A 23759-nucleotide genomic window follows, 5' to 3' on the forward strand; every position below is an offset into this window, starting at 1 on the left:
TTCCGCAGCGCAAATCCCAGCGACGTGACCCTCCTCACCGCTCGGTTTTCGGCGGGATTCCGGCCCGAGACCCAGGTCGAGGAGAAGTCGAGGAAGGCCTGCGCAATCTGGCAGGCTGGCCCCGTGAGCCAAGCGCACCAGCAAGAGCCGGAACAGGCGCCGGGGCGGATGTCGGAGCAGGACTTCGAGGACGTCGTCGGCGACGCCCTGGACCAGATCCCGGCGGACCTGGCCGAGGCGATGGACAACGTCGTCGTCCTCGTCCAGGACGAGCCCGACCCGGAGATGCTCACCGAGGAGGACTACGACGAGGCTGGGCTGCCCACGCTCCTGGGGCTCTACGACGGCGTCCCTCTCACCGAGCGCGACGAGGGCTGGTCCATGGTGCTGCCCGATCGCATCCTCATCTTCCGCGGGCCGCTGGAGCGCTGGTGCACGAGCCGTGAGGAGCTGGTGGAGGAGATCACAGTGACCGTCATCCATGAGGTGGCCCACCACTTCGGCATCCCCGACGAGCGCCTCCACGAGCTGGGCTGGGCCTAGCGCCGGAGACGCTGCCGACAAGGACGCGCCGGGAATAGACCTTGAGAGCCAATTTGCCTCGCGCACCCCCCGGGGCCTGCCTTAGTGTGGCCGGCATGAACGACCGTCATCGGCCTGCCGCTCCGGGTGCCGGGGAGCCTCCCGCCCCCACCGCCCCGGGCGAGTCCCCGCAGAACATGAGTCGACGGCCAGTGCTTCTGGCGGCCCTCCTGGGCGCCGGCTCGCTGGCGGGGTGCTCCCTCATCCCCGGCTCCTCGTCGGCCGGAAGCGCCTCCCCCAGCGCGAAACCCACCACTGCGGCGCCGACGCCGTCGAGCGCCGCACCGTCACCCACCACGGCCGCGGCCGCGAGCGCGACGCCATCCGCCTCCGCGAGCGCCGGGACGCTGCAGGGCTGGAGCCTGGAGGAGAAGGTCGGCCAGCTCATGATGGTCGGGGTCGATGCCGCCTCCCCCGCGCAGGCCTCCACCGACGCGGTCGCCAGCCACCACGTCGGCAACATCTTCATCGCCGGCCGCACCACCGCGGGCAGCCAGGCGACGCAGAAGGTCATCAGCGGCTTCACCTCCAAGGTCGGCCCCGGCACCACCCATGACACCAGGATGCTCGTGGCCACGGACCAGGAGGGCGGCGAGGTCCAGGTCCTGTCCGGCTCGGGCTTCTCCGACATGCCCTCGGCGATGGACCAGTCGAGCCAACCGCGCGATCAGCTGGCGGCCTCGGCGCGCACCTGGGGCAAGGAGCTGGCCGACGCCGGTGTGAACATGAACCTGGCCCCGGTCATCGACCTGGTCGACGTCGCCCGGCCGTCCACGAACGAGCCCATCGGCCGCTGGGGCCGCGAGTACGGCCACGACGCCACCACCGTCTCCTCGCAGGCCGGCGCCTTCGCCGAGGGGATGCAGGCCTCCGGCGTCATCCCCACCTACAAGCACTTCCCGGGACTGGGGCGGGTCACGGCCAACACGGACACCTCCGCCGACGTCGTCGACCGCACGACCACCCGCAGCTCTGACGCCGCCGTCGGTGTCTTCGCCTCCGCCATCGCCGCCGGCGCGCAGGTCATCATGGTCTCCTCGGCCACCTACGCGCTCATCGACGCCTCGGCGCCGGCCGTCTTCTCCTCGACGATCGTCACCGACATGCTGCGCACGGAGATGGGCTTCTCCGGGGTGGTCATCACCGACGACGTCTCCGCGGCCGTCCAGGTGCAGGGCGTGGCCGCCGGCGAGCGCGCCGTGCGGGCCGTGCGGGCCGGCTGCGACATCGTGCTGGCCTCGGCCGACCCGACGGTGGCCGCCGACATGGTCAAGGCCCTGATCGCCGCCGCGCAGTCGGACCCGGCCTTCGCGGCGCGGGTGGATGAGTCGGCCGCGCGGGTCCTGGCGCTCAAGGGCAGCCTCCAGTCCTGAGGCCGGCGGTCCTCCTGAGCCGGTGGCTTCAGAAGGACCGCTCGGAGGCGCTGGAGCCGGTCCGGCGCCTCAGCGGGACTTCGTGGTGCCCTGCGGCGGGCCGCTGGACTCCATGCGCTTGGCCAGGCAGTGCTCGGCGTCGTAGCCCTGGGCGTCGCACCAGGCGTTGGCCTCGTCGGCGCTTCCGTAGAGCTCGCCGGACAGGGTCACCCACCAGCCGCCGACGTCGAACACCGACCAGTCGCTGCTGTTGACGAGCACGGCGTTCGGGTCGGCCTGACGCGTCTTGAGGAACTCCGCGAGGATGAGCCGGTTGGTCCAGGTCTGCCCGTCGGCGAACAGGTTCACCTGCTTGGAGGACAGCTGCGGGGTCCACTTGCCCAGGAACTTGCTCATGACGACGGGGCGGTCGTGGTCGGCCTGCCACCGCAGGGCCTGGCCGGCGGCCTGCTCGTCCTGCTGCTCCTGGTTGGCGCTGGAGATTGAGGACGAGGCGATCGTCATCGGGGAGTTCGCGGAGCTGCTCGAGGTGACGCTGGACTGGGAGCCCCGGTCGAAGGTGGGGGTGATCTTGAGGCCCTTGAGGTCGAGGTCCTTGGCGATGCGGAAGTAGTGCTGCTCGCCGAAGCGCAGCGTCAGCGTCCGCCCGCCGTTGGGGATGATCAGCGGATCGCTGGAGAGGTCGAAGGTTCCCGAGGCCACGAGGTGGTCGGTGTCCGCTCCGCCGGTCGGGCTCGTGGAGCTGTAGATGAGGACCTGGTTGGACGGGCCGGCCAGGAAGTCGCCGTCGGCGCAGGAGGTCGTCACGTTGGCCTGGACCTTGAGCTCGCCCTGGCCGTCCTCAACCGAGGTGATGGTGAGGTCCGGCATGCTGGAGCAGGCCTTGATGGCGCCCGAGGGCAGCGCCGACGCGGTCGCTGTTGCGGCGGCGTCGGCCTGGCCGGAGTCCTGCTTACCGCCCTGGCCGTCGGCCTTGTCCTGGGAGCTGCCGGAGGAGTCGTCATTCCTGCCCGAGAAGTAGGAGCCGGCCCACACGCCTCCCCCGCCGACGATGACGAGGAGGAGCACCACGATCACCGCCACCAGGCGGCCGTTGCTTGATCCCGTTGTCTGCTTCTGCTGCGGCGGAGGCATCTGGGGACCGAACATGTCCAGCTCCACCGCCGGCTGAGGAGCGGAGAAGCCCGACGGCGCCCCGCTGGGGGTCTCGGCCCAGGCGGCAATGTCCTCGGCCGACGGCGGCGGGGGCATGGGCATGGCCACCGACTCGGCGGAGTCGGCCGCCGGCAGCTGGGACGCGGCGAAGACGGCGGTGGCCTCGGTGGCTGGGAAGGCCTCGGTCTGACTGCCGGCCTCCTCGGCCGAAGACGAAGACTCAGCCTCACCATCTGCCGGGGCAGCCTCGTCGTCGGCTACCTGATCCTCTGCAGCCGCCTCGGGCTCCTCCTCAAGGTCCTCCTCGGAAGGGGCCGCCACTGCTGCGTCTTCGGCAATGTCCTCAGAAGCGTCCTCAGAAGCGTCTTCGGCAATGTCCTCGGTATTGTCCTCGGCGTCTTCAGGCTCGTCCGGCTCCTCGGCCGAGTCATCGGCCGCGGAGTCCTCGGCGACCGACTCCTCCGAGTCCTGGTCGGCGTCCTGGGGCACGTCGGCCGCGGGTTCCTCGTCGGAGGGTTCCTGCTCGTCCTCCTCCGACTCGACGCCGGCCTCATCACTCTCGTCAGCGGAGCTCTCGACCTCATCGGCTGCAGCCGCAGGCTCTGCTTCCCCGGCGCCTTCGGCCGTCTCATCGGTCTCCTCCTCGGCCGAGTCATCGGCTGCGGAGTCCTCGGCGACCGGCTCCTCCGAGTCCCGGTCGTCACTGTCCTGGTCCGCGGCCTCCTCAGAAGGCTCCTCGGCCTCCCGCTCGTCATCCTCGACAGAGCCGTCCTCAGCAGAGTCATCCTCAGCAGAGCCGTCCTCGGCTGAGAGGTCATCAGCGGCATCCGCGTTCTCCTCGGCAGCCGGCCCCTCAGGCTCATCATCGGTCTCATCCGCAGGCTCACCAGAGCTCCGCGCCTCGGCTGCCGGCTCCTCCGTCGGCTCCTCCGACGACTCCTGATCCTCCTGAGAGTCGGCATCGATCACCGGTTCGTCAACTGCCTCATCACCCTCATCCGGCTCAGGCTCATCAGCCCCGGACTCATCGGTCTCATCGGTCGTGTCGGCCTCATCGGCGTCGACCGGAGCCGCCTCAACCAGCTCGTCCTCGGCCGACATCTCCCGAGCGACAGCGGGCTCCACGGCGGGCTCGCCGCTCTCGGCGTCGGCTGCGTCGGCTGCGTCCTCAGCGGACCCGGCAGTCCCGGCAGCGGCGTCGTCGGTCAGGTGGCCGCGCGCCCGGAGATTGGCCAGAACCTCGGCGTTGCCGGTCCTGGCCAACCAGTCGAGCAGATCGGGGTAGACCGCCGGGTTGGTCGACAACGCCACCCACAGATCAGGACGGCTCTGCGCGATCGCAGCCTGCAAGGCCTGGTCCGGCGTCTGGGCGGCAACCGCCGCATCGGCCTGCTCCGCCTCAGTCGGCGCCCCTTGAGCCGGAGCCCCGGCAGCGGCGACGGGCTCACCGCTGCCCGCAGTCCCGGCGGTCTCAGCGGATCCGGCAGTCCCGGCAGCGGCGTCGTCGGTCAGGTGGCCTCGCGCCCGGAGATTGGCCAGAATCTCAGCGTTGCCGGTCCTGGCCAACCAGTCGAGCAGATCGGGGTAGACCGCCGGGTTGGTCGACAACGCCACCCACAGATCGGGACGGCTCTGCGCGATCGCGGCCTGCAGGGCCTGGTCCGGCGTCTGGGCGGCGACCGCCGCATCGGCCTGATGAGCGGCCATCATGAGCTGAACCGGATCCATGCAGAGACCTTCCGGGAGAACGTATGGGTGACCTCAACTGATCAGGCTCGTCACAAACCCGTCATGGGTCCCTCACAAGACGCCGATCAGCCACGATGGTAGTCACGAATCGGCCAAGAGGGTCAAGAAACGGCATCGGCCGAGGAAATCCACCGCCCGACCATGAGCCAGCCGGGTCCCCGGCAAGTCGGGCCGCCCCAGACGCACCAACGCAACCCCTCTGCCGACACCGGCGCTGAGCCCGAGCCTGCTCCTATCGCTGTCCGTATCGTTTACCTGCGCCGTCCCACCGTCGTCTCAGGGACCTCCCCTACTGCAGATCAGGGTTGACTGGCCAGGAGGTCAGGGCCCGGTCCTCCGGCAGGAGGATTCGACTGAGCCATGCCGCTGCCAGACTGAACCTATGAGTAGCTCCGTTCCCGCACCAGCCACAGCACCCTCCGTTCTCGCACCTCACCGGCCGGTGGACGACCCCGTGGTCTCCGCCCGCAGTCTCACCAAGATCTACGGCCGCGGCTCGGGGGCGGTCAAAGCCCTCGACGCCGTCAACGTCGACATCGCCCGGGCCCGCTTCACCGCCATCATGGGCCCCTCCGGGTCGGGCAAGTCCACGCTCATGCACTGCCTGGCCGGCCTGGACTCGGTGACCTCCGGGCAGATCATGCTCGACGGCGACATGGTCTCCTCGATGAGCCAGCGCCGCCTGACCCGCCTGCGCCGCGAGCGCATCGGCTTCATCTTCCAGTCCTTCAACCTGGTCCCCACCCTCTCCGCGGCGGAGAACATCACCCTGCCCCTGGACATCGCCCGCAAGAAGGTCAATCCGCAGCGCTTCGACCAGGTGGTCGACGCCGTCGGCCTCAGGGAGCGCCTGTCCCACCGGCCCGCCGAGCTCTCCGGCGGCCAGGTCCAGCGCGTGGCCTGCGCCCGGGCGCTCGTGGGTGAGCCGGCGGTCGTCTTCGCCGACGAGCCCACCGGCAACCTCGACTCCCACTCCACCGACCAGGTCCTGGAGATCCTGCGCCGCAGCGTCGACGACCTGGGGCAGTCGGTGGTCATGGTGACCCACGAGCCGGAGGCGGCCGCCTGGGCCGACACCGTCATCTTCCTGCGCGACGGGCACGTCGTGGCCCAGCTGACCGATCCCAACCGGGACCGGGTCCTGGACGCCCTGCGCGAGCTGAGCGAGGCGGAGTCCATGCAGCCCGGGCAGTCCGGGCCGGCCGCGCCCGCGGCCGGCGCCCAGGCTGAGGCCGTCAAGGGGGCCTGAGCCGTGAGACGAGTAGCCTGGCGCTCCGTACGCGCCCATGCCAAGCAGTTCTTCCTGACCACCTTCGCGGTCGTGCTGGGGGTGGCGTTCCTGTCGGGCACCCTGGCCCTGCGCGCCTCCATGTCGGAGACCTTCTCCAAGCTCGTGTCCTCCACCGCCACCTCGGACCTCTACGTCCAGGGCCCCAAGATCGGCAACGACAAAGCCAGTGGCGGCAGCGGCTCCAGCTCCTCGACGCCGCAGACCCAGCCCATCGACAGCTCCCTGACCGAGACGATCAAGCAGATCGACGGCGTCGAGGCCGCCAACCCCGGGATCCAGATGACCGGGGTCCTGGTGGGCGCCAACGACGCCCCCGTGACCACCTCCGGCGCCCCCACGCTCTTCCTGCCCATGTTCGACAAGGAGCCGGGTCGGAAGCTGGTGCAAGGTGATCTTCCCCAGGGCGAGGGCGAGATCGCCCTGGAGTCCGGGGCCCTGAAGACCTCCGGTCTCAAGGTCGGGGACAAGACGCACATCGTCCTGCAGGGCTCACCCACCGAGGTCACCGTGGTCGGCGAGTTCGCCTTCGACTCGCCCATGGCCGGCGCGACGGTCGTGGGACTGGACCCGAACTGGCTCATGCCCCTCGCCGCCCCGGACGGAAGGGTCTCAAGCATCTCGATCGACGTCGCCCAGGGCTCCTCGGTGGACACGGTCAAGTCCGAGGTCACCAAGATCCTCCCCGACGGCGCCCAGGTTCAGACCCGCGCCGAGGTCATCAAGGAGCAGAACAAGACCATCGAGGACCAGCTGGGCTTCATCCAGGTCTTCCTGCTGGTCTTCGTCGTCATCGCCATGTTCGTGGGCTCCTTCATCATCATGAACTCCTTCGCGATGAGTGTGCGCCAGCGAGTCAAGGAGTTCGCCCTCCTACGGGCGGTGGGCGCCTCACCCGCCTCGGTCTTCGGCGTCGTGTTCCTCCAGGCGGTCGTCATCGGAGTGGTCGGGGCCGCCCTGGGCGTGGCCGCGGGCGCCGGTCTCCTGGCCGGACTGTCCAAGCTGCTCGACACCATGGGCATGCCGCTGCTGGAAGGCACCGGCCTGACCGGGCCCATCATCGCGATCTCCCTGGCGGTGGGACTGGCCGTCACCGTCCTCGGCGCACTGCTGCCGGCGCGTGAGGCCGCCCTGACCCACCCGGTCGAGGCGATGCGCGGCGTGTCGGGCTCGCGGGAGAAGTCGCTCGTCCTGCGCACGATCATCGGCGGGCTGCTGCTGGCCGCCGGCGCGGCCGCGGTCGCCGCCGCCTGGGTCAACAAGGACCTGGAGCAGCGCAACCTCATCATGGGGCTGGGCGCGGGCGGCGTCGTCCTGGGACTACTCATCGTCTCCCCCACCCTGGCCCGTCCGGTGGTGGCCGTGCTGGGTCTGCCCTTCCGGCTGCTGCGGCCGGCCGGGCGCCTGGCGGTGCGCAACATCGTCCACAACCCGCGCCGCACGGCCAACACCTCCGGTGCCCTCATGGTGGGCATGGCCCTGGTGTGCGCCGGTGCCACGCTGGCCGCCTCCTTCAACTCCTCGACCGCCGACGAGATCAACAGGGCTCTCAAGGCCGACCTGCTGGTCCAGCCCGCAACCGCGAGCAGCCTGACCGCCCGGATCTCGAACGAGAAGGCCAAGGACATCGCCGCGATCGACGGCGTCAAGGAGACCTCCTCCTACACCGTCTACGCGGACGCGGTCACCAAGCCCGACGGCAAGCAGAACCCCACCGCCCAGGTCGTCGTCATCGAGCCCGCCACGTACCCCAAGGCCTATGACCTCTCCGTAGTCTCCGGATCCCTGGAGGCTCTGGACGCCACCCACGTGGCGGCCACGAAGGACGAGGGCCTCGCAGTGGGTGACAAGGTCACGATGACCGGTCCCAACGGCGCCCTCGAGGCCACGGTGGGCGCAGTCGTCGACCCGAAGGGAATCGGCGGCAACTACTTCGTCTCCCCCGAGGTGGCGGCATCGGTGGGCTCCTGGACCTCGCCGGGCACCAGCACCGACCCGGCTCACGTCCTGGACTCGCCCCTGGGCATGCTCCTGACCCTCGACGACGGCGCGAATCTCGACACGGTGCGGGGCAAGGCCCGCGACATCGTGGCCGACACCTACCAGTACTCGGTGCTCGACGCCAACGAGATCTCCGACCAGGTCGGCCAGCGGATCAACCAGATGCTCGCGGTCCTCTACGGCCTGCTGGGTCTGAGCATCGTCATCGCCATCCTGGGCATCGTCAACACGCTGGTGCTCTCGGTCTCCGAGCGCACCCGCGAGATCGGGCTCATGCGCGCCGTCGGGCTGGGCAAGGCCCAGCTGGCCGGGGAGATCATCACCGAGTCGGTTCTCACCGCCCTGTACGGCACGGTGCTGGGCGGAGCGACCGGCGTGGTCCTGGCCGCGGCCCTCAAGAGGATTCTGGAGGACCAGGGCCTTAAGACCCTGACCATCCCCTGGGGTCAGATGGTGGGCATGCTCGTGCTCTCCGTGGTGGTCGGCATCATCGCGGCCCTGTGGCCGGCGCTGCGCGCCTCCCGGGTCCCCGTCCTGGACGCCATCGCCACCGAGTAAGGAGACGAGCAGGAGAACCCGGGCGGTCACCGCCCGGCCCGCTCGATCCACCCGGAACCGGATTACTCACGGAACCACTCACCCCGGCGCCCCGGCCTGTCCCCCTCAGTGGGGACCGACCGGGGCGCCGGCGCGCTATCTCCCATCTCACCGGTTCTCCCTCTGCCGCACCCGCCCCGGCTCCGATAGCCTCGTGCGATCATGCCCGAGCCGTCCACCCGGTCGTTCCGGAACGCCCCGAACAGCCCGTCCGCACTGTCCTCGCCGTCGATGAGCCCCGACGCCCCGCTGCCCCAGCCCCCGTCCATCGGGGCCGGGGCTCTTCTGCGGTGGCTGCTGCGCCGCGCCGCCGTCCCGGTCGCGCTGGCGACCCTGGCGGCCTGCACCTCCAACATCATCCAGGCGATCGTGCCGGCCTTCCTGGGCCAGGCCCTCGACGCCGGGATCGAGAACGGCCTCAACGCCCGCGTCTGGGGGATCGGGGCGCTGCTGCTGGTGCTGTTCGTCGTTTACGCCGTCGGGGACACGATGCTGTCCTACTTCGGGGTGACGGCCTGGATGCGCACGGCCTTCGACGTCGACCGGCTCGTGGGCCGGCAGGTCTCCGCCACCGGCAAGGACCTGTCCCGGCAGGTCTCCACCGGCGAGGTCGCCACCATCATCGCCTCCGACGCCGACTACCTGGGCAATCTCATCGAGCACCTGCCGGCCCTGCTGGGGGCGGCGGCCAGCTTCATCGTCGTGGCCGTCCTCATGCTCCGCACCTCGGTGAGCCTGGGGCTGGTGGTCATCCTGGGCATGCCGCTGGTGGCGGCGATCGTCACCCTGGTCATCCGCCCCCTGCAGAAGCGTCAGGCCGTCCAGCGCGAGGCGCAGTCCGCCGTCACCACGATCACCACCGACACGGTGGCGGGCCTGCGGATCCTGCGGGGCATCGGCGGGGAGGACGTCTTCGCCCGCCGCTACCGGGACGCCTCCCAGGAGCTGCGGCGCCGCGGCGTCGAGGTGGCCTCCTCCCAGGCCACCCTCATGACCCTCCAGGTGCTGCTGCCCGGGCTCTTCGCCGCCGTCGTCGTGTGGATCGCCGCCCGCATGGCCGTGGCCGGCAGCCTCACCCCCGGCGGGCTCATCACCTTCTACGGCTACACCGCCTACCTGTCCTGGCCGCTGTGGGTCTTCACCAACTCCGTGCAGGACTACACCCGGGCCATCGTCGGGGCCCGGCGCCTGAGCCGCCTGCTGCAGGTGACGCCGGCGGCCGGCAGCCTCGTGGAGCGCCTCGACCTGGACCCCGCCGCCGCCCAGCCCCTCAGCGGTGAGCTGGTGGACACCGGAAGCGGTCTGCGCCTGGAGGAGGGCCGCATGACGGCCCTGGTGTGCCCGGACCCGGAGGTCTCAGCCGAGCTGGCCACGCGCCTGGGCCGCTTCACCGACTCCGGGCCCACCGTCACCCTGGCGGGCAGGCCGCTGACCACCATGCCGCTGGACCAGGTGCGCGCCAGCATCGTCGTGGCCGGGGCGACCGCCCAGCTCTTCACCGGGACCCTGCGCGAGGCCCTTGATGTGCGCGGCGGTCCCGACCCGCGGCCGGCGGACCTCAAGGAGCTCGTGCGCGCCGAGGCCGAGCGCACCACCGGGGCCGACGTCGACCAGCAGGTCCGCGCCCAGGAGCGCCACGCGCCCGGCGACGACCGCCTGCTGGAGGCCATCGAGATCGCCGACGCCGGCGACGTCCTGACCTCGCTCAGCGAGGGCCTGGCCGGGATGATCACCGAGAAGGGCCGGTCCCTGTCCGGCGGGCAGCGCCAGCGCGTCGCCCTGGCCCGGGCCCTGCTCACCGAGGCCCCCACGCTCGTGCTCATCGAGCCGACCTCCGCCCTGGACTCCCACACCGAGGCCCGGGTCGCCAACCAGGTGCACCGCTCCCGCGCCGGGCGCACCACCGTCGTCGTCACCGCCTCCCCGCTGGTGCTGGAGGCCTGCGACGAGGTCGTCTTCCTGGACTCCAGCGGGACCGAGCTCCTGCGCTCCACGCACCGCGAGCTCATGGCGATGGCCCGCTCCGGCGACGCGCAGGCGGCCGACTACCGCGCCGTCGTCTCCCGGGCCCTGGGCGAGGACGCGGAGGTGAGCTGCTGATGGCGCTCCCCGTCGCACCCGGACCGGTCGCCCTGCGCAAGACCTTCCGGATCATGGCCTCCTACCGGTGGCGCTTCGCCGTCGTGCTGGCCCTCCAGATCGTGGCCGTCCTGTCCACGCTCGTGGCCCCCCAGCTGCTGGGGCGCCTGGTGGGGCGGGTCTCGGCCGGGCGGGCCGACGCCGGCTACGTGGACCGGATCGTGCTGACCATCATCGCCGTCACCCTCGTGGGGGCGCTCATCAACCGCTTCGCCCAGAAGTACGCCCGGACCCTGGGCGAGTCGGTCTTCGCCGACCTGCGCGAGCGCATGATGAACCGGGTGGTGCACCTGCCGCTGAGCGCCGTGGAGTCCGCCGGCACCGGCGACCTCGTGGGGCGCACCACCACCGACGTCTCCCGGATCGAGTTCCTCGTGCGCGTGGGCATCCCCCAGATCCTCGTGTGCCTGGTGACGATCGTCTTCACCCTGCTGGCGGCGGCCTTCGCCGACCCGGTCCTGGCGCTCGGGCTGCTCGTCATCGCCCCGCCGGTGTGGTCGATGATGCGCTGGTACCTGCCGATCTCCATCCCCGCCTACCGGGCCGAGTCGGCCGCCCAGGCCCGCCTCAACGGCGCGGTCTCCGAGACGGTCGAGCACGCCGAGACCGTGGACGCGCTGGGCATCGGGGCGCGCCGCGAGCGGGCCATCATGGCCTCCATCAAGGAGGCCTGGTCCCTGGAGCGTTACACGGCGATGCTGCGGGTGCGCCTGTTCATGGTGCTCGACGTCGCCTGGCGGGCGCCCGTCGTCGTCATCCTCCTGTGGGGCGGGTTCCTGGCGGCCCGCGGCTACGCGCCCCTGGGGGCGATCACCACCGTGACGCTCTACGCGATGGAGCTGCGCAAGCCGGTGGGCCAGCTCATGTTCTGGATCGACCAGGTCCAGATCGCCCAGGCCTCCCTGTCCCGCATCCTGGGTGTTGAGGAGGTCCCCGACGACCGCGCCCCCACCGGTGAGCAGCCCGACGGCACGCGGATGGTGCTCGACGACGTGCGTTTCTCCTACCGGGAGGGCGTCGAGGTGCTCCATGGGATCGACCTGGAGCTCGTGCCCGGGGAGCGGCTGGCCGTCGTCGGGCCCTCCGGCTCGGGCAAGTCGACGCTGGGGCGCATGCTGGCGGGCATCAACCCGCCCACCTCCGGGAGCGTCACCGTGGGCGGGGTGGCGCTGACCGACCTCACCGAGGACGAGCTGCGCCGCCACGTGGCCCTGGTGACCCAGGAGCACCACGTGTTCGTCGGGTCCGTGGCGGACAACGTGCGCCTGGGGCGCCCGGGCGCCTCCGACGACACGATCCGCGAGGCGATCGAGGCCATCGGGGCCGACGCCTGGGTCGATGAGCTGCCCGAGGGGATGGACACGATGGTCGGCTCGGGGCACCTGAGCCTCACGCCGGCCCAGGCCCAGGAGGTGGCGCTGGCCCGGCTGGTGCTGCTGGACCCGCACACGCTCATCCTGGACGAGGCCACCTCGCTGCTGGACCCGCGCGCCGCGCGCACCCTGGAGCGGACCCTGTCCACGGCGCTGGCCGGGCGCACCGTCATCGAGGTGGCCCACCGCCTCTACACGGCGCAGGACGCCGACCGGGTCGCCGTCGTCATGGACGGGCGGATCGTGGAGCTGGGCACCCATGACGAGCTCGTGGCGCTCGGCGGGGAGTACGCGAGCCTCTGGCAGGCCTGGAACTAGGAGTAGTGCACCGGCGAGGGTGAGGGTGAAGGTGAGGCTTCCGGGCTGCGGCCTGCGGCCAGGTACTCGCTGACCGAGCTACTCCACGAGCCTCGGGTCCCACTGGCCAGGGGTTAACCGCACTGCACGGGGGTCCGACCCACGTGGAGTGCCCCCACACCTCTCCCAGTAGGATCCAGACCTCGTGCAGCCGGTGCAGCCGGCGCAGCCGAGGTCTCCACCGCAGATCGCCGGTGGCGAAAGGCAGGCCTCATTCAGCAAACCTACAAACCCGCCCGGGCCTGCGTTGTTCCACGATGGCGCGCGCTGTGAGATTCTTGGGTCGGCGGGTCGTCCCACTGTCGCGATCCCGCCGCCTGGCAGTCAGTCGGCTGCACCCAACGCTGCACCTCACACGAGAAGGTCCGTTCATGCCCAACAACCAGCCACCTCCCCCGCCGTCGCAGGCGACGCCGTCGGCCTCCGCCGTGCCTCCTCGGGGGACCAACGGGTCCCAGCCCACGCTCGGTGAGCTCATCGCCCGTATCTCGGAGAACATCTCAGCGCTGGTGCGCGGCGAGATCGACCTGGCCAAGGCCAAGGGCCAGCGCATGGCCAAGGAGATGGGCCTGGGGGCCGGGCTGCTCGGTGCCGCCGGGGTCCTGACCCTGTTCGCCTTCGGGCTGCTGCTGGGGTCGCTGACGTCGGGGCTGTCCAACGTCATGCCGCTGTGGGCTGCCTTCCTCGTGGTGGCGCTGCTCCTCATCGTCATCGCCGTGCCGCTGGCCCTGGTGGGCGTCAAGCGGCTCCAGGCGGCCAAGGAGAGCGCCCCCACGCCGCAGGAGGGGCTCATGGAGTCGGTCAACACCGTCAAGGGCGCCGTCGCCTCCGGCCTGGAGAGGGGGAACGCCAAGTGAGCACCAACGCAGTACCCGCGCCCGCAGAGCCGTCCGCTGACGCCGTCCTGTCCGACATGGAGGCCCGGCGCCGGGCGCTGGCCGCCGACGTCGACGAGCTCGCCGCGCGCCTGGCCCCGAACAGCCTGGCCAGGGTCGCCAAGCTCAAGGCCCGCGAGACGGTGCAGGGCCTGCGCAACCAGGCCGTCAGCAAGGCCGAGGACGCGGTCGGGCAGGTCAAGAGCCGTCTGGCCTCCCTGGTCGGTGGGGGCACCGACCCCGACGGCGGGGTCGACTCCTACGAGCCGGGCACGATGACCCTCGGCCAGCGGGTCACCCGCCTGTTCGACGACGCCCGCGACGGCGACCCCGCCTCGCTGGGGATCGTCACGGTCGCGGGCCTGGCGCTGGCCGGCCTGAGCGTCACGGCCACCGTCGCCGCGGTCAAGGCCTTCTCCCGCTCCCGGGCGGCCCGGCCATGACCAGCGGCTCGCAGGCCGACGCGTCCGGTGCCGGTGGCGCTGGCGGCGCTGGCGGCGCCGAGGAGACCGGCGCCGAGCCGCTGAGCCCCGAGCAGATCGAGGAGCGGCTGCGCGCCCAGCGGGTGGCTCTGGCGGCGAGCGTTGACGAGCTCGCGGCCCGGGTGGACCCGCGCACCCAGGCGCGGGAGGCCGGCGAGCACCTGCGCGAGCAGGCCACGGCGAGGGCCGACCAGCTGCGCGAGCAGGCTGCGGCCGGCGCCGGTCGGTTGCGTGAGGAAGCCCGCAGGCTGGCCGAGCAGGCCGAGCAGACCTGGGAGAGCGCCCGTCAGGGCGACGCCGAGGCGACCTCCGCGCTCGCCAAGGCGGCCGCCGTCGCCGGAGGCGTGGTGACCGCCGGCATCCTCCTGACCCGCCTCGCCCGCCGCTGAGGCAGGGGCCGGCCGCCTCGCAGGCATCGGCGGCCCCACAGGCATCGGCCCCCTCGCGGACAGCGGCCTCATCCCCGTCGCGGACGCACCATAGGGCCCGGCGACTCACCTTAGTGGGTCAGCCCGCAAGCCCTATGGTGCGTCCGCGCGCCAGGCATGTGATGAGGACAGTGATATCACCGCGGTGGTCCGAGACCGAGCTCGTGAGAGCACACGCCTACCATCGAACAACTATGTGATGTGAAGCACACATGCGTTATCTGGTCAAGCACGCAGAGAACCTCTAATCTGTACCCATAACTCCCCGCCGTCCTCCGGGACTGGCGGGGTCTATTTTTCTTTGTAGGAGGCTACTCGTGGCCCTCACAATGGCGGTCATCGTTGACTACCAGAACGTCCATCTCACGGCGGCAGGCTTGTACATGCCAGGGCGTCCTCCCGAGGAAGCCCTCATCGACCCCTACCGGTTTGCCAGCCAGCTTGCCTGCGCCCGTAACGCGAAGAACGACGATGCCTACCAGGTCAAGGTCTCTAGAGTTGAGGTCTTTCGGGGCCTACCGATCCCGGAGGATGACAGCGATGCATACCGGCGTAACCAAGCCCAGAAGGCACAGTGGACCCGAGGGCATCACGGAGTAGTCAACGTGACGCTGCGACCGCTGAAGTACTCATGGGAGTACATCGATGGAGTCAAGCAACCTATCCGCGCATCGAGACAAGAAAAGGGCGTCGATGTCCTATGCGCCTTGACGCTCGTCGACTTGGCTCGCTGCGGCATGTACGACGTCGTGGTTCTCGCCTCCCGGGACACAGACCTCGCTCCAGCCCTCGACAACGCTGCCCGAACTGGCAGCGCCAAAGTCGAAGCAGCTAAGTGGTACCACCCTGGAGTCTCTAGCACGCGAGGCCGCATCAAGACCGAACGCCGACTGTGGACCACTTCCATGACGGAGCAGCACTTTCACTCCAGCCTGGACCCGATCGACTACACCTGATATCTCGCCCGCCGCTGAGGCGGAGGGCGGCCCCTCGCAGGCATCGGCCCCCTCGCGGACAGCGGCCTCATCCCCGTCGCGGACGCACCATCAGGCCCAGCGACTCACCTCTGTGGGTCAGCCCGCAAGCCCTATGGTGCGTCCGCGCGCTACGGGACTCCGCTCTGCCCGCCGACCGCCTTCATCACGTGCAAGCCGGTGCGTCCGCGCGCTCCGGGCGATCCGTCGAGGACGTGCACCAGCGGGGCATCGGCGCAAAAGTGTCCGCCAGGGACGACTTTGACAGCGTCATCTTCGAAGGACTCTCGCATCTGCGCTGGTCAGAGCGTTTTGGGCCGGCGGCGCCGGCCCGCGGCGGCTTCAAAGTCGTCCCTGACGGACAAAACCGCCCCCACAACCCCCAGGAGCAACCGCCCCGCACACCCCAGAGGCCACCCCCGCAGGTCACAGATCGGTCACCGCCCCGAATTGGTCTCGACCACCTGCACCCGAGTCTTAAGATCGTCTCCGTGACAACGGCGCCCCCTACTCCCCCGGATACGGCAACAGATCCTGCCCCTTCCCTTGATGTCGCGCCGGGTTCCGTGGTCCGGGTGCGCGATGAGGACTGGCTCGTCACCCAGGTTTCTATGACGTCCGACGGCACGCTGGTGACCGTCCAGGGCCTGTCCGAGCTGGTCCGGGACACCACCGCGCAGTTCTCCGCCGGCATCGACCGCATCATCCCGGTGGACCCCCGCCACACCCGCGTCATCGCAGACACCTCCACCCGCCACCGGCTCTCCCGACTGTGGCTGGAGGCGACGCTGCGCAAGACAGCGCTGCCGGCAACCTCCACGGACCTGGCCGTGGTGGGCGACGTCCTGGCGGACCCGCTGACCTACCAGCTGACGGCAGTGCGCCAGGCCCTGGACCCGGCGAACCTGCGCCCGCGCATCCTCCTGGCTGACACCGTGGGCCTGGGCAAGACCCTGGAGATCGGCATGATTCTGGCCGAGCTCGTGCGCCGCGGCCGGGGCGACCGCATCCTCATCGTCACGCCCCGTCACGTGCTCGAGCAGATGCAGCACGAGATGTGGTCGCGCTTCGCCCTGCCCTTCGTGCGCCTGGACTCGGTGGGCATCCAGCGGGTGCGCCGTTCGGTGCCGGCCTCACGCAACCCGTTCTCGGTGTTCCACCGCGCAATCATCTCCATCGACACGTTGAAGTCGGACCGCTATCTCAATCATCTGCGCAAGCAGCGCTGGGATGCGGTCGTCATCGACGAGTCGCACAACGTCACCAACAAGGGCACGCTCAACAACCGGCTCGCGGACATTCTGGCCCGTCAGACCGACGCCCTCATCCTGGCCTCAGCCACGCCCCACAACGGCAACCCGAAGTCCTTCGCCGAGCTCATCCGTCTGCTGGAGCCGACGGCGGTGCGAGCGAACGGAGAGCCTGACGAGGAGGCGGTGCGTCGCCTCGTCATCCGCCGTCACCGTCACTCCGACGAGGTACGCGACGTCGTGGGCGGACGCTGGAAGGAGCGCCTGACTCCGGTCAACAAGCTGGTGCAGCCCTCCCCTGCCGAGGACGCGGTGGCCGACGAGCTCTCACGCACCTGGCTGCACCGCTCCGACGGCGCCGCGTTGCCGGGCAGCGGGCGGTCGGGCTCACGCGGCGACGCCCTGTTCGCCTGGACGCTGGCCAAGTCCTTCCTGTCGTCTCCGGCGGCGCTCATCCAGACGATCGACGAACGCCTGGCCCGACGCCGCCGGGCGACCGAGGCCGGCTCCCAGCCCTCGGAGCAGTCGCAGGCCCTGTCCCGCCTGCGCGAGCTGGCCATCGAGGCCAACACGACGTCGTCGGGCAAGTACCAGGCGCTGCTGGCCGAGCTGCGCCGGATCGGCATCTCGCGCTCCTCGACCAAGCGCGTCGTCGTCTTCGCCGAGCGCATCGCGACGCTCACCTGGCTGGCCGAGCACCTGCGAGAGGACCTGAACCTGCCGCCGGAGGCGGTGCGCGTCATGCACGGGAGCCTGTCGGACGTAGAGCAGCAGGAGATCGTGGAGCAGTTCCGCCAGTCGCACACGCCGGTGCGCGTCCTGGTGACCGGCGACGTGGCCTCGGAGGGCGTCAACCTGCACGCCCAGTGCCATGAGCTCATCCACTACGACATCCCCTGGTCGCTCATCCGGATCGAGCAGCGCAACGGCCGCATCGACCGCTACGGCCAGAGCGTCTCGCCGCAGATCACGACCCTGCTGCTGGACCCGTCGGACCCGCGCTTCTCCGGCGACGTGCGGGTGCTCACGCGCCTGATGGAGAAGGAGGATCAGGCGCACCGGGCCCTGGGCGACGCCGCCTCCCTCATGGGCCTGTACTCGGGCGAGAAGGAGGAGGCGGCGATCCGTGAGGCGCTTGAGGCCGGCACGGATATTGACGAGGTCGTCCCCGACGCCGACGACGCCCTCGCCCTGGACCCCATGGCGGCACTGTTCGCGACCCTCACGGGCACGGCCGAGGCCAGGGCCGACGACGCCGCTGAGCCCACTGGTCCCGGTGGCTCGCCTGATCCGGCCGATCCGGCTCCCGCCGGTCCTGGCGGCTCCACCGGTCCCGGCAGCTTGCCCGAACTGGCCGACGCCTCCGGCTCCGCTGCCCCCGCAGGCCCGGCCGGCCCCGTCCAACCCGCGGCCCCACTGCCGACCTCGATCCTGTACGAGACGCAGCTGGACTATCTGCGCCAGGCCCTGACCGAGCTCTATGAGCGCCCCGAGGAGGCCGAGCAGCGCCAGACCGGCGGCGGTGGCGTCTCCTGGCGCGAGCACGGCACGCAGCACGTGGTGGAGATGGTGCCCCCGGCGGGTCTGCGTCACCGGCTGTCGGTCCTGCCGCAGTCCTACCTGCGTGAGCGCCGCGTCCAGGAGCACCTGCTGCTGGCGACGACGCAGAAGAAGGGCGCGCGTCTGCTCACTGAGGCGCTGCGCGACTCCTCGGACTCCTCATGGCCGGAGGCCCACTACCTGGGGCCGCTGCACCCGGTGCTGGACTGGGCCGGCGACCGGGTCCTGGCCAAGCTCGGTCGCTCCTCGGTGTTCGCGGTGCGCGGCGAGGTGGACTCGCCGACCGTTCTGCTGCTGGGGACGCTGACGAATCAGGCGGGTCGGACGGTGTCGATGGTGTGCGTCAGAATCGCCTTCCCCGTTCTGGACGCGGCCAGGGCGCGGGCGGACCTGGCTGCGGGCCGGCCACTCGGGGCAGTACCGATCGGGCAGGTGCACCCCTCCCCCGCGGCCATGTTCGCGGAGGCCGGCATCTCCCGCGAACTGAGGAACTCCGGCCCGGTGCGGGACACCGGCCTGCTGGAGGCGCTTATCGCCCCGGCGGTGAAGACGGCCAAGCGCCAGATGGCGCTGACGGTGGAGGCGGCGAGGCGGCAGGCCCGCGAGCGCGTGGACGCCTGGGCGGAGCACGCCAACGCCTGGGATGACGAGGCGGGTCTCCTGGTCCAGAACCGGCACCTGCGCGCCCAGCGCTTCACAGTGGCCCAGGAGCGCGAGCTCATGAACCAGCACCTGCCGGCGCACACGCTGGTGCGCCCGCTGCTGGTTGTGGTGCCTCAGGACTTCGGGATGGAAGGAGAGCTCTAATGGCGGTGTCGGACGCGCTGGTCGTGGGTGAGGACTGGATCAGCGAGCACTACTTCACCACGGACGCCACCAAGGAGTCCTTCCTGGCGCGGGTGCTGGAGCGCCGCAAGGAGTGGGAGGCCCTGGAGAAGCCGGCCGCCCCGGGCGCGGAGCCGACGCCGCGTTCCCGGTTCCGCTCGGAGCGCTCCCGGCTGGCCGAGCTGCTGGCGGCCCTGCCCGCGGAGGGCTCCGAGTCCCTGACGGGCGCCGCCCTGGAGGCGGCTGGGGAGCTCGATGCACTCCTGCGCGAGATCCTGGGCTTCGCCTCGGCGGAGTACCGCCTGACCGAGCGGGGCCCGGTGACCCTGGTGCGGCCGGTGGGCGATGAGGGCCCGGCGCCGCTGGCGCTGCTGCGCGCCCGACCGGTGACGACGGTGGAGGACCTGCTCGTCAAGGACGCCCCCACCCTCGCCGAGGAGTGGGAGCCGGTGGACCTGGCCGATCCCGCCGCCCCGGTGTTGGAGGGGGCGGAGCCGGTCGAGTCGATCTCGCGGGCGCTGTCGACGCTCATGACTGATGAGCACGGTCCGGCCTTCGCCCTGGTGCTGGCGGGCCAGTGGGCGCTGGTGGCGGAGCGGGAGCGCTGGCCGGAGGGCCGCTGGCTGGCGGTCAACGTCCAGCTCGTCGTCGAACGCAACGAGACGAGGCGCGGCGGCGAGGTGGAGCGGGCCCTGACCTGCCTGGACGCCCGCTCCCTGGTGCCGACGGCGGAGGGCGAGACCTGGTGGGCGGCCACCCTGGAGGACTCGGCGGCCCACACGGTGGGAGTCTCGAAGGACCTGCGCGAGGGCGTGCGCTCCTCGATCGAGATCATCGCGAACGAGGTGGTGCGCCGTCGCGCCGCGCGGGGGCTGGAGCCGTTGCCCCAGGAGCGGGCGCAGGACCTGGCCCTGCAGTCGCTGCGCTACATCTACCGGATCATCTTCCTGCTCTACGCGGAGGCGAGCCCCGAGCTGGGGGTCCTGCCGGTGGGTGCCGCCGAGTATGACGCCGGCTACGGCCTGGATCGTCTGCGTGAGCTGGCCTTGAGGGAGTTGCATGAGGAGTCGGCCCAGGCGGGCACGCACATCTATGAGTCCTTGGACCGGCTGTTCCGCCTGGTCGATGAGGGGCGCAACGCGGAGGTGTCCGCCCAGGAGGAGGGCGGTTTCGACGGCCTGGTCTTCCGGCCGATGCGCGCCGACCTCTTCCGCCCGGTGGCGACCGCCCTCATTGACGAGGTGGGCCTGGGTAACGGGGCGTTGCTGCGGGTGCTGCGCCACCTGCTGCTGACCAGTGAGAACGGCAAGAGCGGGCGCGGCTTCATCTCCTATGTGGAGCTGGGCATCAACCAACTGGGTGCCGTCTACGAGGGGCTCATGAGCTACTCGGGCTCCTTCGCCGCCGAGCCCCTGTGGGAGGTGGCGCCGGGTGGGGATGCCTCGAAGGGCTCGTGGGTGGTGCCCGAGGACGTCATGAAGGGCCTGGAGGAGAAGGACTTCGTGACGGTGGAGGATGAGGCGACCGGCGAGCCCCGCAACGTCACTTATGAGAAGGGCCAGTTCGTTTACCGGCTCTCGGGCCGGGACCGGCAGCGTTCGGCCTCTTTCTACACCCCGGAGGTGCTGACCCGTTTCACGGTGCAGCAGGCGCTGGCCGAGCTGCTGGATCAGGATGGGCGGACGACGAGCGCGGAGGAGATCCTGCATCTGACGGTGTGCGAGCCGGCGCTGGGGTCGGGGGCCTTCGCGATCGAGGCGGTGCGCCAGCTGGCGGAGCAGTACCTGTCCCGTCGGGAGAGGGAGCTGGGTCGGCGGGTGGACCCGGAGGAGCGGCCGCGGGAGCTGGCGAGGGTCAAGGCGTACCTGGCCCTGCACCAGGTCTACGGGGTGGACCTCAATGCGACGGCGGTCGAGCTCGCCGAGGTGTCGCTGTGGCTGGACACGATGGTGGAGGGGCTGGCGGCCCCGTGGTTCGGGCTGCGGCTGCGCCGCGGCAACTCGCTCGTGGGGGCCAGGCGGGCGCTGTACGCGGTCTCGGACCTGAAGAAGCGGGCGTGGCTGACGGCGACGCCGGTGGCCGAGCCGCTGAGCCAGGTGGCGGCCGTGCTCGACGACGACGCCCGGGCCTCCCGGCACCGTCTGGGCGGGGCGCTCGACGTCTCGGGCAGCATCCATCATTTCCTGCTGCCGGCCAAGGGCTGGGGCAGTGCGGTGGAGGTGCCCAAGCAGGTGCGCGACCTGGTGGAGGCCGAGCGGCTGAGGAAGTTGAAGGCCTGGCGCCGGGAGGTGACGAAGGCGCCGACGGCGGTCCAGACGAAGCGGCTGGCGGCCCTGGCCCGGCGCGTGGAGGTGCTGTGGGAGCTGACGCTGCGTCGTCTGCGGGTGGCGGAGGCGGAGGCCTCCCGGCGCATCGACCTGTGGGGGCGCAAGGCAGAGCCGGCCGCCGGTTCGACGGTGTCCCGCGAGGAGATCGAGGCCTACCTGGCGGCGCCGGGCTCGGCGTACCGGCGGCTGCGGCTGGTGATGGATGCGTGGTGCGCGCTGTGGTTCTGGCCGCTGACCACTCACGTGGCGCCGCCGAGCCTGGATGAGTGGTTGGGCGCCCTGGAGGCGCTTCTGGGTAAGCAGGTGAAGGACGCCAAGGGCACCGACGGGACCCTGGTCGAGGGCTCCTCCTGGACTGAGCTGGACAGCATGGAGGAGGTGGAGCTCGGTCTTGCCGGCGCCCGCCGGGTGGAGTCGGTGATCGCCGAGCACGAGTGGCTGGAGGTTGTGCGGGAGGTGGCCGAGGCTCAGGGCTTCTTCCACTGGGAGCTGGACTTCGCCACCGTCTTCGCCCGCGGCGGCTTCGACCTCCAGGTGGGGAACCCGCCGTGGGTGAGGCCCGACGTCGCAGTCGAGACGCTTCTCGCCGATGGCGACCCATGGTGGATGCTGGCGAAGAAACCGTCAGTGGCCGCAAGGAACGAGAGGATGCCACGCACTCTCGCACGCCCTGGTGTGCTCAACACGGTGCTGGACGGAGCTGCCGAGACGGAGGTTCTCGCCGAGTTCGTCAGCGATCAGACCGTCTACCCCCTCATGGAAGGCCGGCCGGATCTCTACCGGGCCTTCATGTGCCAGGTGTGGGCACATCAAAGCGGTAACGGCATCGCCTCGCTCATCCACATGGAGACCCATTTCACCGACGCCAAGACGCCGGACCTGCGGGCTGCCGCCTACCGACACCTGCGCCGTCACTGGCAGTTCATTAACGAGCTCCAGCTTTTCGACATTCAGCATCAGAAGATCTACGGAATCCACGTTTACAGCACTGAACGGCCGCCTTCGTTCCTTCATGCCACCTCCCTCTATCATCCCGAGACGGTGCTGCGTTCCCTCATGCACGATGGCAGCGGGGAGGAACCTGGATTCAAGGACCCTCATACCGCAACTTGGGACCTGAGACCGCATGCAGCGCGGATTCAACAGGTTGACGAGACAGTTCTTCGAACATGGCAGGCCGTAACTGAAGCAGACGACTGGCGTTCTACTCCGATGGTGTCCACCGTGAACTCGGCAGCCGCTCGCACGCTGGAGACACTGGCCCGCCAGCCTCGCATTGGAGGCCTCGCCCTAGAGTTCTCGTCCGGCTGGAACGAGACAACCGACTTCAACAACGGCCGCTTCGTCAAGGACTGGGGCCCATCATCCTGGGAGGACGCCATCCTTCAAGGGCCTCACCTTTACGTCTCAACACCACTGTACAAGCAGCCCAACGAGACTATGCGGAACTTTCTGGATTGGACCGCCACCGACTTCGAGGCTCTTCCTGCGGGCGCCCGGCCGGTCACCCAGTACAAGCCCGCGGGTGATCGCGACGCCTACGACCGCCTCTACACCCACTGGGGCGGCTCCTCCGCCCGCGACCACTACCGCATCGCCTGGCGTAATATGGCTCCACTCACCGGAGAACGAACTCTGGCAGCAGTCTTAATACCACGAGGAGCCGCACACGTCCACACGGTCTCATCGGCAACGACGCTCAAGTCGCGGAAGCCTATCGTTGCGGTTCAAACCGTGGCATCATCACTGCTCGCCGACTTCATGATTCGTTCATCTGGCCGCGGCCATGTCCACGCGAGCGATCTCGAACGTCTTTTCACGCTGCCGCCGGTACACCCACTGGCGTCACGAGTGCTGCTCCGCACCCTGCGCCTCAACTGTGTGACTGAGGCATACGCGGACCTCTGGGCTGAGTGTTGGAATGATAAGTTCCTCAACGATGCACCGATTTTGGAACGCCATGATGAGCGTCCGATTGGCCCGGAGTGGACGGTGGACACACCATTGCGCCGGGCCGAGGATCGTCGGAACGCTCAGGCGGAGATTGACGTCATGGTGGCGATGATGCTGGGTGTTCCGATCGATGATCTGTGCACGATCTACCGCACTCAGTTCGCGGTGCTGTACGACTATGACCATGGCCGGGGTCAGGGTGCTTATGTCTATGACGCGAATGGCCGCCAGGTGCCGACTCCGGTCCGCCAGGCCTGGGAGAAGCGCCCCACCTCCAACGAGGATATGCCACTCTCGGAGCGGACTCACACCCACCCCGGTTCCGGCGTTTCCTACGAGTACATCCTCCCCTTCCGCATCCGCGACCGCGAGTCCGACTTCCGCCGCATCCACACCGCCCTCACATCACGCAGTTAACTCAAATTTAAGTAGTCATCATGAGCAAGAATTCCCATAACACCGACAACGGCA

13 protein-coding genes are annotated in these 23759 nt (G+C 70.1%); 12 read left to right on the forward strand and 1 reads right to left on the reverse strand.

Annotated features, from left to right (window positions below; all coding sequences use genetic code 11):
- The first annotated feature begins 123 nt into the window (after positions 1-123).
- Together EL340_RS08730 and EL340_RS08735 are read left to right on the forward strand one after the other, a co-directional pair.
- Positions 124-543 (forward strand): metallopeptidase family protein, encoded by a 420-nt coding sequence (locus EL340_RS08730; protein WP_390884246.1) that lies wholly within the window; start codon positions 124-126, stop codon positions 541-543.
- 86 nt (positions 544-629) lie between these two features.
- Positions 630-1955, forward strand: coding sequence for a glycoside hydrolase family 3 N-terminal domain-containing protein (locus EL340_RS08735; RefSeq protein WP_126414272.1), 1326 nt, complete (start codon positions 630-632; stop codon positions 1953-1955).
- 69 nt (positions 1956-2024) lie between these two features.
- Here EL340_RS08735 and EL340_RS08740 read toward each other — a convergent pair whose 3' ends face one another.
- Entirely contained in the window at positions 2025-4838 is a 2814-nt protein-coding gene (locus EL340_RS08740; protein ID WP_232022956.1) for a variant leucine-rich repeat-containing protein, read from the reverse strand.
- A 403-nt stretch (positions 4839-5241) separates the two neighbouring features.
- On the opposite strand from EL340_RS08740, the gene EL340_RS08745 reads away from it, so the two are divergent.
- From EL340_RS08745 to EL340_RS08790, 10 genes are all read left to right on the forward strand, one after another.
- Positions 5242-6108, forward strand: a complete 867-nt coding sequence (locus EL340_RS08745; protein ID WP_126414273.1) for an ABC transporter ATP-binding protein — start codon at positions 5242-5244, stop codon at positions 6106-6108.
- Between the two features lie 3 nt (positions 6109-6111).
- The gene (locus EL340_RS08750) at positions 6112-8706 is read left to right on the forward strand and encodes an ABC transporter permease (protein ID WP_126414274.1); all 2595 of its coding nucleotides are present in this window, start codon (positions 6112-6114) and stop codon (positions 8704-8706) included.
- 270 nt (positions 8707-8976) lie between these two features.
- A complete protein-coding gene (locus EL340_RS08755; protein WP_126415401.1) occupies positions 8977-10845 on the forward strand; it encodes an ABC transporter ATP-binding protein in 1869 nt (622 codons plus the stop codon).
- The gene (locus EL340_RS08760) at positions 10845-12575 is read left to right on the forward strand and encodes an ABC transporter ATP-binding protein (RefSeq protein ID WP_126414275.1); all 1731 of its coding nucleotides are present in this window, start codon (positions 10845-10847) and stop codon (positions 12573-12575) included. Before EL340_RS08755 ends, EL340_RS08760 begins: the two co-directional genes overlap by 1 nt.
- A gap of 410 nt (positions 12576-12985) precedes the next feature.
- Complete coding sequence (locus EL340_RS08765; protein ID WP_126414276.1) at positions 12986-13471, forward strand: phage holin family protein; 486 nt, start codon at positions 12986-12988, stop codon at positions 13469-13471.
- Positions 13468-13932 (forward strand): DUF3618 domain-containing protein, encoded by a 465-nt coding sequence (locus EL340_RS08770; protein WP_232022957.1) that lies wholly within the window; start codon positions 13468-13470, stop codon positions 13930-13932. The genes EL340_RS08765 and EL340_RS08770 overlap by 4 nt, the downstream gene beginning before the upstream one ends.
- Positions 13929-14360, forward strand: coding sequence for a DUF3618 domain-containing protein (locus tag EL340_RS08775; protein ID WP_126414277.1), 432 nt, complete (start codon positions 13929-13931; stop codon positions 14358-14360). The genes EL340_RS08770 and EL340_RS08775 overlap by 4 nt, the downstream gene beginning before the upstream one ends.
- 356 nt (positions 14361-14716) lie before the next feature.
- Complete coding sequence (locus EL340_RS08780) at positions 14717-15355, forward strand: NYN domain-containing protein (protein ID WP_232022958.1); 639 nt, start codon at positions 14717-14719, stop codon at positions 15353-15355.
- Between the two features lie 629 nt (positions 15356-15984).
- Positions 15985-18990: a helicase-related protein gene (locus EL340_RS08785; RefSeq protein ID WP_232022959.1), complete on the forward strand. Its 3006-nt coding sequence runs from the start codon at positions 15985-15987 to the stop codon at positions 18988-18990.
- Complete coding sequence (locus EL340_RS08790; protein WP_126414278.1) at positions 18990-23705, forward strand: Eco57I restriction-modification methylase domain-containing protein; 4716 nt, start codon at positions 18990-18992, stop codon at positions 23703-23705. Before EL340_RS08785 ends, EL340_RS08790 begins: the two co-directional genes overlap by 1 nt.
- The last annotated feature ends 54 nt before the right edge of the window (positions 23706-23759 follow it).

The sequence above is a fragment of the Actinomyces viscosus genome, from assembly GCF_900637975.1.
Taxonomy (GTDB): domain Bacteria; phylum Actinomycetota; class Actinomycetes; order Actinomycetales; family Actinomycetaceae; genus Actinomyces; species Actinomyces viscosus.

Bases quoted from the DNA above. Each gene is read 5' to 3' on its own strand.
- EL340_RS08740 (WP_232022956.1), bottom strand. From the start codon at position 4,838: ATGGATCCGGTTCAGCTCATGATGGCCGCTCATCAGGCCGATGCGGCG.
- EL340_RS08745 (WP_126414273.1), top strand. From the start codon at position 5,242: ATGAGTAGCTCCGTTCCCGCACCAGCCACAGCACCCTCCGTTCTCGCA.
- EL340_RS08755 (WP_126415401.1), top strand. From the start codon at position 8,977: ATGAGCCCCGACGCCCCGCTGCCCCAGCCCCCGTCCATCGGGGCCGGG.
- EL340_RS08760 (WP_126414275.1), top strand. From the start codon at position 10,845: ATGGCGCTCCCCGTCGCACCCGGACCGGTCGCCCTGCGCAAGACCTTC.
- EL340_RS08765 (WP_126414276.1), top strand. From the start codon at position 12,986: ATGCCCAACAACCAGCCACCTCCCCCGCCGTCGCAGGCGACGCCGTCG.
- EL340_RS08775 (WP_126414277.1), top strand. From the start codon at position 13,929: ATGACCAGCGGCTCGCAGGCCGACGCGTCCGGTGCCGGTGGCGCTGGC.
- EL340_RS08785 (WP_232022959.1), top strand. From the start codon at position 15,985: ATGACGTCCGACGGCACGCTGGTGACCGTCCAGGGCCTGTCCGAGCTG.
- EL340_RS08790 (WP_126414278.1), top strand. From the start codon at position 18,990: ATGGCGGTGTCGGACGCGCTGGTCGTGGGTGAGGACTGGATCAGCGAG.